Genomic DNA, 9,240 nt, shown 5'->3' on the forward strand with positions numbered 1-9,240 from the left:
TCTCGTAGGTCTGCACGCGGCGCACGCGCTTCAGCACCGACAGGCGCTGGGTGGCTTCCTCGCGCAGGGCGTGCAGGAAGTTCAGTGCCGTGGCACGCAGCCATTGTTCGCGCTGCGCCAGCAGTGCCACGTAGCGCTCAAGCGGTGCCTGCAGCGGCGAGGACGGTGTGCGGTCGGCGGACTTCTTGTTGGTCTTGGCCACCAGCGCATCGGGCAGCAGCGCCGGCAAGCGGTCGCTGGACAACAGTTCGRCTGCGTCGCCGCGCTCGGCCCAGCCCAACAGCTGCCGGCCCAGCGGGTGCAGCCAGCCCAGCTTGTAGGAAACGCCGTTGATCCACTTGTTGTCGACCGCTTCGCACAGGTCCAGGAAGAAGCGCTCACCGTGCTCGCGCACGGCCATCGACAGTTCCGCCGCCGCGCCCTGCAGCGCCGGGCGCGGATCGTCCACGGCCAGCGGCTGCAGTGGCGGGTGCAGCGGTGGCGATGCCAGCAGCGCGCGCAGGTCAGCCGCCAGCGCATCCGGGTGGGACCACAACCAGGTCAGCGGTTCCAGCGTTGCCGGATCGTTGGCATGCACCCGCCACAGATCGGCCGCCAGTTCTTCCAGCAGCTCGCGATCGCTGGCCAGCAGCTCGGGCGGGTCGAAGGTATGCCCGCTTTCGAGCGCATGTTCGCGCAGCACGCGGGTGCAGAAGCCGTGGATGGTGAAGATCGCAGCCAGGTCGATCTCGTCGGCGGCTACCTGCAGGCGCCGCTTCAACGCTTTTGCGGTTTCCGTGCCGTCCTGCAGATGACGTTGCAGCACCTGCCGGGTCAGCAGCGCATCGGGTGTTTCATCGTCGCCGGGCGGCAGGTCGACCAGGCGCGCAGCCAGGGCCGTGTTGATGGTAGCGCCCTCGGCACCGCTGCTCATGCGTGGCCCGCCTGTGGATCATTGCCGAAGCTGCGCCCTTCGCGCACGGCGCTGAAGACCACCTGGCTGTTGCGCAGCAGGTCGGCGTAACTGGCGTCGTCGGCGAACGGGTCGGCGCCACGCAGCAGCAGCTGCCAGGCATCACTGTTGGCTTCACCCCAGCTGCGGTCGCTGCCATGCCATTGTTTCCAGCCTTCGCTGCGCTGCTTTTCCACCGGCGCGTTGAACAGCACCCAGCCGGTATAGGGCGCAAAGCGCAGTGGTTCGCGCAGCCCGCGCTGGCGCAGCTGCAGCAGCGCGCGCAATGCCGCGCGTGCTGCGGGCACGGTCAAGGCAGGCAATGCATGCGGACCGGGGCCGGCATCACCGCCGTCGTAGAACTGCACCAGCGGCAAGGCATCGCCGGCGGCGTTGGCCAGCAGCCAGTCCAGCCCCTGGCGGATCACCGCGTTGCCGTTGAGGGCGCCGGCGCGCAGGCGCACCAGGCCTTCGGGATGGCGATCACCGACCCGGCCATGCAGGCGAACGCCGTCGATCTCCACTTCATAGCGGCGGCTCTCCAGCGGCGTGCCCTGCAACCAGCCCAGCATGGCCGTGGCATAGGGGCGGGTCTTGAGCCGCTCCACTTCAAACTGGCGCTCGCCGAGGATGCCCGACGGCAGCAGCCCGCGTGCGCGCAGCCGAGGGTACAGCGGCTCGCCGTCACCGGCCAGGGTGGCCTGCACCACGGCCAGCTGCACACTGCGCTTCTCCGGCCCACGCGAGGACAGCACCAGCGGCTCCAGGTCGTCGACGTCCTCGACGTCGTCGGCCAGGCGCAGGCCCAGCGACTGTGCGAGGAACTGCCCGGCCGGATCACACAGGAAACGACGCAGGCTCTCCAGCGAGACCTCTTCTTCCACCGCGTCGTCCACCGGCGGCGGCAGTGCGGCGTCGAACCACGGCAGCAGGCCGCCGCGCTGCCCGCCCAGCCGCCCGGCGGCCGGGTGCCACTGCCGGCGGTAGCTGAAGCGGCGTGGATCGCCGTCACCGAAGGCGGCCGGCGAGAACGGCTGCAGCGCGTGGCGCACGGTGAAGTCCCGCGTGGCGGTCGACGGATCGAGGTGATAGGCCGCGGCGGCATCGATCAGTTCGCTGACCAGCACCGAGGGTTCGCGCACGCTGCCATCGCGCGGGTCCGCGCCGAGGTAGCTGAGGTAGAACACGTCCTGCGCAGCAGCAAACAACTGCAGGAACAGGAAACGATCGTCTTCGCGGGTGGAGCGGTCGCCGGGACGGCGGCGCGGCGTATCCAGTTCGGCGGTGAGCTGGTTGAGGCCGGCGGCCGGGTCGCGACGCGGGAAATCACCATCGTTGAGGCCGAGCACGCAGATCACCCGGAACGGCAGCAGGCGCATCGGCACCATGCGGCCGAAGCTGATGCCACCGGTCAGCAACGGCGCGCGCGTATCGGCCTCGGCAAGCGCACCGGCGAAGTGCGCACGCACCACCTCCGGTGGCACGCCATCGACGAACCCGGCCTTGTACGCATCTTCGGCGAACTGGTTGAGCAGCTTGCGCAGGCGCTCCAGCGCGCGCTGGCTGTTGGGCGAGCTGGGTGGTGTCGGCAGCAGGGCATCGAGCAGCGACAGCAGGCGCTGCCGCCACTGTGCCGGGGTCAACAGTTCGCCCAGCCGGCGCTGGTAGACGGCCAGCACGCGCAGCAGGCGCAGCAGCCGGTCCAGCGCATCCAGCGCCCCGCCTTCCAGTTCGATCCACGGCGCCACCCCGACCAGATCCACCTCGCTGCCGGTGGCGTGGCCCAGCAGCAGGCGATCCAGCGCGAACTGCCAGGTGTAGGCGTCATCGCTGGGGGCCTGCAGCTGGTCGCGATGCTGGGCATCCAGGCCCCAGCGTGCGCCTGCCTGCTGCAACCAGCCATGCAGTCGGTCGAAGTCCACCGCTTCCAGGCCGGCGGCCTCGGCCAGGGGTGCACTGGCCAGCAGATCCAGCACCTCGTTCAGGCCGAAGCGCGAAATCGGCAGGCCAAGCAGGTGCACGAACACGTCGGCCAGCGGCTCGCCAGCCAACGGACTGCTGTCGGCCAGCGCGTAGGGAATGTGTTCGTCCTCGCCCCCCCGTCCGCCGAACACCGCTTCCAGATAGGGCACATACGGATCGATGTCCGGCGCCAGCACGGCGATCTCGCGCGCCTGCAACGGCGGGTCGAAGCGCGGGTCCTGCAGCAGGCTGCGCAGCTGGTCGTGCAGCACCTGCAGCTCGCGCAGGCGGGTGTGGCAGGCGTGCACCTGCAGGCTCGGGTCGTCGCTGCGCAGGCCATCGCGCAGTTCACCGGAAGGCAAGGCACGACGGTGGAACAGGTCGCGCTGCAGGCGATGCAGCAGGCTGTCGGACAGCCCGCCCTGGTCCATCGTCGGCCGCGTGTCTTGCTCGGGGTCGGAATAGGCCGCGATCTCACCGGCCGGATGCACCACTTCATAGCTGCCCAGCACCGCCATGAAATCGCGGCCGGCCGCACCCCACGCTTCCAGCAGGCGGTTCTCGCCGGCGGCCTCGCCGAACGGGTCCGGCGCACCGCTGCGCAGGCGCTCTGCCAGGGTCTGCAGGTCGCCCCAGTAGGACTGCACCGGCGTGGGCAGATAGAAATGCAGTTCGCCCACCCGCGACTGGGTGGCCATCACCCGCAGTACGTCGGGCGAGATGTTGAGGGTGGCGAACGCCGACATCCGCGGCGGCAGGCCCTGCGGCAGCGGTTGGCCGGCGCCCTCGAAGCGGTCCAGGTACGCCTGGATGCGGCGCGCGCGGTAACCATGGCCGGCGGCGATGCTGCGCCACAGGATGGCCTGCGGATCGGCCGCGTCGGCGCCGGCTTCCCAGCGCAGCAGCCAGTCGCGGCGCCAGGCCTGGTACTTCTCGAACACCGAGGCCAGTTCGCCGGCCAGGGCCCAGGGTTTGAGCGCGTCGCCCCCGGCAAGATAGGACTGCAGCGCGCGCATCGGTGGCTGTGCCAGCAGCTGCGGATCGCGCAGGGCCTGGTACAGGCGCCAGTGCAGGGCGGCCGCGTCCAGGTCGTCGGCTTCGCCCTCGACATTGGCGTTCAGCGCACGGGCGACGAACTCACCGGGGGTCAGGAATTCCAGGTTGGCGGCCACGCCATACTCGGCAGCCAGTGTCGCCTGCAGCCAGCGCCGCATCGCCACCTGCGGGATCAGCACCACCTCCGGCGCCAGCAGCGACTGCCCCGGCACCGGCACACGCACGTTGCGCGCCAGCAGGGCAGCCAGCACGTCCAGCGAATTGGAATGGTAGAGGCGGAAGTCGCTGCCCGGGTCACTCATCGTGCACAGTGTGCAGCACACCCGCCCGTATTCAATCCCGGGGTACGGTGATCGCGACGGATTGTTCCGGTCGTTTTCGGAATTGTCCCGGTCTGGCGACGGTCCGACCGTGCAACAATACTGCACCGTCCAGTCTGCTTATGTTCAGCAGTCTGACCCGATGCTTCAATGTCGAAAAAACGTTAAGGGTGCCCATGTCGGCTTCCACTCCCAGTCTGGTGCAGTTGTCCAACGTCCGCATCGACCGGAGCGGGCGCACGATCCTGCGCGACGTTTCGCTGCAGGTGCCCAAGGGCAGCATCACCGCGGTGCTCGGTCCGTCCGGCAGCGGCAAGTCGACCCTGCTGGCGGCGCTGACCGGCGAACTGCGTCCGGTTGCAGGCGACGTCACCCTGTTCGGCAAACCCATCCCGCAGCGCACCGCCGAACTTCTGGAGATGCGCAAGAGCGTCGGCGTACTGCTGCAGGGCAATGGCCTGCTGACCGACCTGACCGTGGCCGAGAACGTCGCCCTGCCGTTGCGCACCCACACCCGCCTGCCGGCACCGGTGCTGCGCCGGCTGGTGCAGATGAAGCTGCATTCGGTCGGCCTGCTGGCCGCCGCCGATGCCTGGCCGCGTGAGCTGTCCGGTGGCATGGCCCGGCGCGTGGCACTGGCCCGCGCGTTGGCCCTGGACCCGCCGCTGATGATCTACGACGAGCCGCTGACCGGGCTGGACCCGATCGCCTCGGGGGTGATCATGAGCCTGATCCAGCGCCTCAACCACAGCCTGGGCTTGACCAGCATCATCGTCAGCCACCACGTGCACGAGACTCTGCCGATCTGCGACCAGGTAATCGCGATCGCCAATGGCGGCATCGTGTTCCAGGGCACGCCGGAGGCGCTGCAGACCAGCCAGGACCCGCTGCTGCAGCAGTTCCTGCATGGCCAGCCCGATGGTCCCATCCCGTTTGATGCCGCACCGCGCGCGAGGGTTGCCTGATGCCGTTCGTGCAAGCCACCCGCTCGCTGGGTCGTGCCGGCCTGTTCTCGCTGACCGTGCTGCGCGGTTCGCTGCCGACCCGTGATTTCCTGGCCGAGCTGACCCGCGAGATCTACAAGATCGGTGCGCGCTCGCTGCCGATCATCGCCGTGGGCGGTGCCTTCGTCGGCCTGGTGCTGACCCTGCAGGGCTACCGCACGCTGACCACCTTCGGTGCGGCCGACGCGCTGTCCACCCTGCTCGGCCTGTCGCTGTACCGCGAACTGGCACCGGTGCTGACCGCGTTGTTGTTCATCGGCCGCGCCGGCAGTTCGATCGCCGCCGAGMTSGGCCTGATGCGCGCCACCGACCAGATCAAGGCGCTGGAACTGATGGCCATCGACCCGGTGGCCAAGGCCGTGGCACCGCGCTTCTGGGCGGCGGTACTGACCGTGCCGCTGCTGACCGGCATCTTCTGTTCGCTGGCGATCAGTGCCAGCTACTTCGAAGCCGTGCACGTGCTGGGCCTGGACAACGGCGTGTTCTGGTCGGCGCTGCGTGGCAGCGTGGACTTCTGGGACGACTTCGGCGTGGCGATGCTGAAGTCGGCGATCTTCGGTGGTACCGCAGCCCTGGTGGCCGCCTATGTCGGCTTCCACGCCGAACCGACCATCGAAGGCACGTCCGTCGCCACCACCCGTGCGGTGGTCAACGCCTCGCTGCTGGTGCTGATGTTCAACTTCGTACTGTCGGCAATGTTGTTCACCTAACCCCTCCATCGGCGGTGCGCATCGGCGCGCGGCCACCACGACTGATCAGGTAATCCACATGGCCATCCGCGGTCCCAGACTCGAATTCTCCGTCGGCGCCTTCCTGCTGCTGGCCCTGGCCTCGCTGATGGTGCTGGCCGTCGCCTCGACCAACCAGCGCTGGAGCTGGGGTGGCGAAGGCTATGAACTCAAGGCACGCTTCTCCCAGGTCGGCCAGCTGCGCAAGCAGGCGCCGGTGAAGATCGGTGGTGTCACCGTCGGCCAGGTCGCAGCGATCGATCTGGACCCGGTGAAGTTCGAATCGATCGTGACCCTGCGCATGGACAGCAAGGTCAAGGATCTGCCGGCCGATACCTCGGCGGGCATCTTCACCAGTGGTTTGCTCGGCGAGAGCTATATCGGTCTGCAGCCCGGCGGCGATCCCGACGTGCTGAAGCCCGGCGAAGAGATCGTCTTCACCCAGCCGGCCGTGGACCTGATCCAGCTGGTCGGCAAATACATGTTCAGTGGCGGCGCCGGTGGCGGCGCTGCTCCGAAGCCCAACGATGGCGCGCAGGCGCCTGCAACGGAAACGCAACCATGAAGATGAAACTGATCCCGGCCCTGCTCGCCTCGTCGCTGCTGCTGGCTACCCCGTTCCTGGCCCAGGCGCAGGCCGCCGCCCCCGCTGCCGCCGCCCCCCAGGGCCAGGCCGGCAAGGTGGTGATCGACGCCAGCACGCGCATCCTCACCACCCTGCAGCAGCGCCGTGCCGAATTCAGCGGCAACCCGGCCAGCCTGCGCAGCTATATCGACAGCGAGCTCAACCGCACCTTCGACCGCGACTATGCCGCGCGCCTGGTGCTGGGCACGCACGCCCGCGGCGCTGCGGACGCTGACATCAAGCTGTTCGCCAATGCGATGGCCGACAACCTGATGCAGCGCTATGGCTCGACCCTGCTCAACATCCAGGGCAAGCCGAGCTTCCGCCTGAAGGGCGAAAGCCCGCTGCCGGGCAACCGCGGCGTGCGCGTGAGCACCGAGCTGGTGCGTGCCGGCAGCGAGCCGACGCCGGTGGAGTACTGGATGCGCAACGAAGGCGGCCAGTGGAAGATCTTCGACGTGAACATCGAAGGCATCTCCTACGTGCAGACCTTCCGCAACCAGTTCGATGCCCCGCTGCGACAGAAGGGCATCAAGCAGGTGGCCACCGAACTGCGCAGCGGCAGCATGCAGGCTGGGCCGGCCGGCAATGGCAAATAAGGCGCTGGCGCTGCTGGAAGGTGACACCCTGCGCCTGCGCGGGGTGCTCGACCGTGCAGCGGTGATCGCGCTGTGGCCGCAACTGCAGGCCCTGCCTGCGCAGCTGTCGCGGCTGGAACTGGCGGAGGTCGAGCGCGTGGACAGCGCCGGCCTGGCGTTGTTGGCCGAGTTGGCCGCACGCGCGCGCCAGGGCGGCCATCCGCTGACAATCTCCGGCGCCCCCGCCGGCTACAACGAGCTGAGCGCGGCCTACCGGCTGTCGCCCGACCTGGACTTCAACGCTACTTCTGCTGCGAGCTGACATGAACGTCGTGCGCGTTTTCCCTCTGATCCTCCTGGCCGCCGCGCTCAGCGCCTGTGCCGGCAAGCCGGCGCGCAGCGACGCGCCGACCGCCGACACCGTGGTGCCGGCGACGAATACCACCACGGTCGACAACGCTGCTGGTGCGGATGCGCCTGCTGCGAGCGTCGCAGCCGACGCCCCCGTACCTGCTGCGGCCGCGCCGGCACCGGCTACCGCCTCGCAGGGTGCAACCGGCAGTGATGCCACCGCCGCCGCACCGGGCGGCGATGACGACTTCGACGCGCTGTACGGCGCCAATGGCAGCACCACCAGCACTACCGCGTACGACCCGTGGGAACCCTTCAACCGCAAGGTGCACGGGTTCAACAACGCCGTCGACCGCGGTATCGCTCGCCCGCTGGCAACCGCCTATACCCACGTGGTGCCGCGCTTTGCCCGTACCGGCGTGAGCAACTTCTTCAGCAACCTGCGTGCGCCGCTGACCATCACCAACCAGCTGCTGCAGGGCCGCCCCGGCGACGCCTGGGACAGCCTGGGCCGGTTCCTGATGAACAGCACGCTGGGCATCGGTGGCCTGTTCGACCCGGCCAGCAAGGCGATGGTGCCGCGACGCAACGAGGACTTCGGGCAGACCCTGGGCGCCTGGGGCTGGCGTCGTTCGCGCTACGTGGAACTGCCGTTCTTCGGCCCGCGTACCGTGCGTGATGTGTTCGGCCTGGCCGGTGACATCCCGCTGTCGCCGATCCGCCGCATCGAAAGCGACAAGTACCGCATCGGTCTGCAGGGCCTGCAGCTGGTCGATACCCGCGCGCAGCTGCTGGCGATCGACGACCTGCGCGATACCGCGGTGGACGAATACGCCCTGGTCCGCGATGCCTGGATGCAGCGCCGCAACTACCAGATCGAGAACGACCTGCGTGGCAAGCGCGAGCGTGGCAGCGACGATGCGAACTCGCCGATCCCGGTCGATGCGATGCCGATGCCGCAGTGGACCAATTGACCGCTGCCGGCAACGCATGAAAAAACCCCGCCTCGGCGGGGTTTTTTGTTTTACCGACGTCCACCCACCTTCCGGCAGGTGCCAACCTTGGTTGGCACGTCGTCTTCAGGCCGCCAGCGCCGCCTCGACCGCTTCGCGCAGGCGCGCGTCATCGGCGGCAACGTCCGGGGCAAAGCGGGCGATGACCTCGCCATCGCGGCCAACCAGGAACTTCTCGAAGTTCCACAGCACCGCCGGTGCCGGGTGGATCGGAATCTCCTTGCTGGCCAGGCGCTCGCGCAGCGGGCCTTCACCGATCGCCTGCGGCTGCGCGGCGGTCAGCTGCTGGTACAGCGGGTGGGTATCTTCACCGGCCACGCTGATCTTGGCGAACATCGGGAAGCTCACATCGTAGGTCAGCTGGCAGAACTGCTGGATCTCCGCCTCGCTGCCCGGCTCCTGGCCGAGGAAGTTGTTGGCCGGGAAGCCCAGTACTTCCAGCCCCTGCGCGTGCTTTTCCGCATACAGCGCCTGCAGGCCTTCGTACTGCGGGGTCAGGCCGCACTTGGACGCCACGTTGACCAGCAGCAGCACCTTGCCCTGGTAGTCGGCAAGAGAGGACGGCTGGCCGTCGATGGTGGTGAGGGAAATATCCTGGATCGAGGTGCTCACGCGGGGCTCCGGCTACAGTGGGGAAAGGCCCACCAGCATACCGCCGCACGTGACCGGTAG

Annotated in this window: 8 protein-coding genes and 1 pseudogene; 6 read left to right on the top strand and 3 right to left on the bottom strand. The window is 68.6% G+C overall.

Going from position 1 to position 9,240, the window contains the following annotated elements:
• Positions 1-913 (bottom strand): annotated as a pseudogene (locus AC1VAN_RS04790) (exodeoxyribonuclease V subunit beta); the annotation flags it as partial.
• On the bottom strand, positions 910-4,251 hold the full coding sequence (recC, locus tag AC1VAN_RS04795) for an exodeoxyribonuclease V subunit gamma (protein ID WP_442251389.1): 3,342 nt from the start codon (positions 4,249-4,251) through the stop codon (positions 910-912). The gene recC and the pseudogene AC1VAN_RS04790, both read right to left, overlap by 4 nt.
• Before the next feature lie 194 nt (positions 4,252-4,445).
• Here recC and AC1VAN_RS04800 point away from each other — a divergent pair, with 194 nt between their 5' ends.
• From AC1VAN_RS04800 to AC1VAN_RS04825, 6 genes are read left to right on the top strand one after another with little or no spacing between them, the layout of a single operon-like run.
• Positions 4,446-5,234 (top strand): ABC transporter ATP-binding protein, encoded by a 789-nt coding sequence (locus tag AC1VAN_RS04800; RefSeq protein WP_025875633.1) that lies wholly within the window; start codon positions 4,446-4,448, stop codon positions 5,232-5,234.
• Positions 5,234-5,983 (top strand): MlaE family lipid ABC transporter permease subunit, encoded by a 750-nt coding sequence (locus tag AC1VAN_RS04805; protein ID WP_480985363.1) that lies wholly within the window; start codon positions 5,234-5,236, stop codon positions 5,981-5,983. The genes AC1VAN_RS04800 and AC1VAN_RS04805 overlap by 1 nt, the downstream gene beginning before the upstream one ends.
• A gap of 58 nt (positions 5,984-6,041) precedes the next feature.
• Complete coding sequence (gene mlaD / locus AC1VAN_RS04810) at positions 6,042-6,566, top strand: outer membrane lipid asymmetry maintenance protein MlaD (protein ID WP_442251390.1); 525 nt, start codon at positions 6,042-6,044, stop codon at positions 6,564-6,566.
• Complete coding sequence (locus AC1VAN_RS04815) at positions 6,563-7,225, top strand: MlaC/ttg2D family ABC transporter substrate-binding protein (RefSeq protein ID WP_025875629.1); 663 nt, start codon at positions 6,563-6,565, stop codon at positions 7,223-7,225. Before mlaD ends, AC1VAN_RS04815 begins: the two co-directional genes overlap by 4 nt.
• Positions 7,215-7,526, top strand: a complete 312-nt coding sequence (locus AC1VAN_RS04820) for an STAS domain-containing protein (protein WP_025875628.1) — start codon at positions 7,215-7,217, stop codon at positions 7,524-7,526. The genes AC1VAN_RS04815 and AC1VAN_RS04820 overlap by 11 nt, the downstream gene beginning before the upstream one ends.
• 1 nt (position 7,527) lies before the next feature.
• Entirely contained in the window at positions 7,528-8,529 is a 1,002-nt protein-coding gene (locus AC1VAN_RS04825; RefSeq protein ID WP_032978521.1) for an MlaA family lipoprotein, read from the top strand.
• Between the two features lie 105 nt (positions 8,530-8,634).
• On the opposite strand, the gene AC1VAN_RS04830 is transcribed toward AC1VAN_RS04825, so the two are convergent.
• On the bottom strand, positions 8,635-9,180 hold the full coding sequence (locus AC1VAN_RS04830; protein ID WP_442251391.1) for a glutathione peroxidase: 546 nt from the start codon (positions 9,178-9,180) through the stop codon (positions 8,635-8,637).
• Positions 9,181-9,240: the final 60 nt, after the last annotated feature.

The sequence above is a fragment of the Stenotrophomonas sp. 05L44_2 genome (assembly GCF_056665995.1).

Coding starts and splice junctions, on each gene's coding strand:
- recC (WP_442251389.1), bottom strand. CDS start 4,251: ATGAGTGACCCGGGCAGCGACTTCCGCCTCTACCATTCCAATTCGCTG.
- AC1VAN_RS04800 (WP_025875633.1), top strand. CDS start 4,446: ATGTCGGCTTCCACTCCCAGTCTGGTGCAGTTGTCCAACGTCCGCATC.
- mlaD (WP_442251390.1), top strand. CDS start 6,042: ATGGCCATCCGCGGTCCCAGACTCGAATTCTCCGTCGGCGCCTTCCTG.
- AC1VAN_RS04815 (WP_025875629.1), top strand. CDS start 6,563: ATGAAGATGAAACTGATCCCGGCCCTGCTCGCCTCGTCGCTGCTGCTG.
- AC1VAN_RS04820 (WP_025875628.1), top strand. CDS start 7,215: ATGGCAAATAAGGCGCTGGCGCTGCTGGAAGGTGACACCCTGCGCCTG.
- AC1VAN_RS04825 (WP_032978521.1), top strand. CDS start 7,528: ATGAACGTCGTGCGCGTTTTCCCTCTGATCCTCCTGGCCGCCGCGCTC.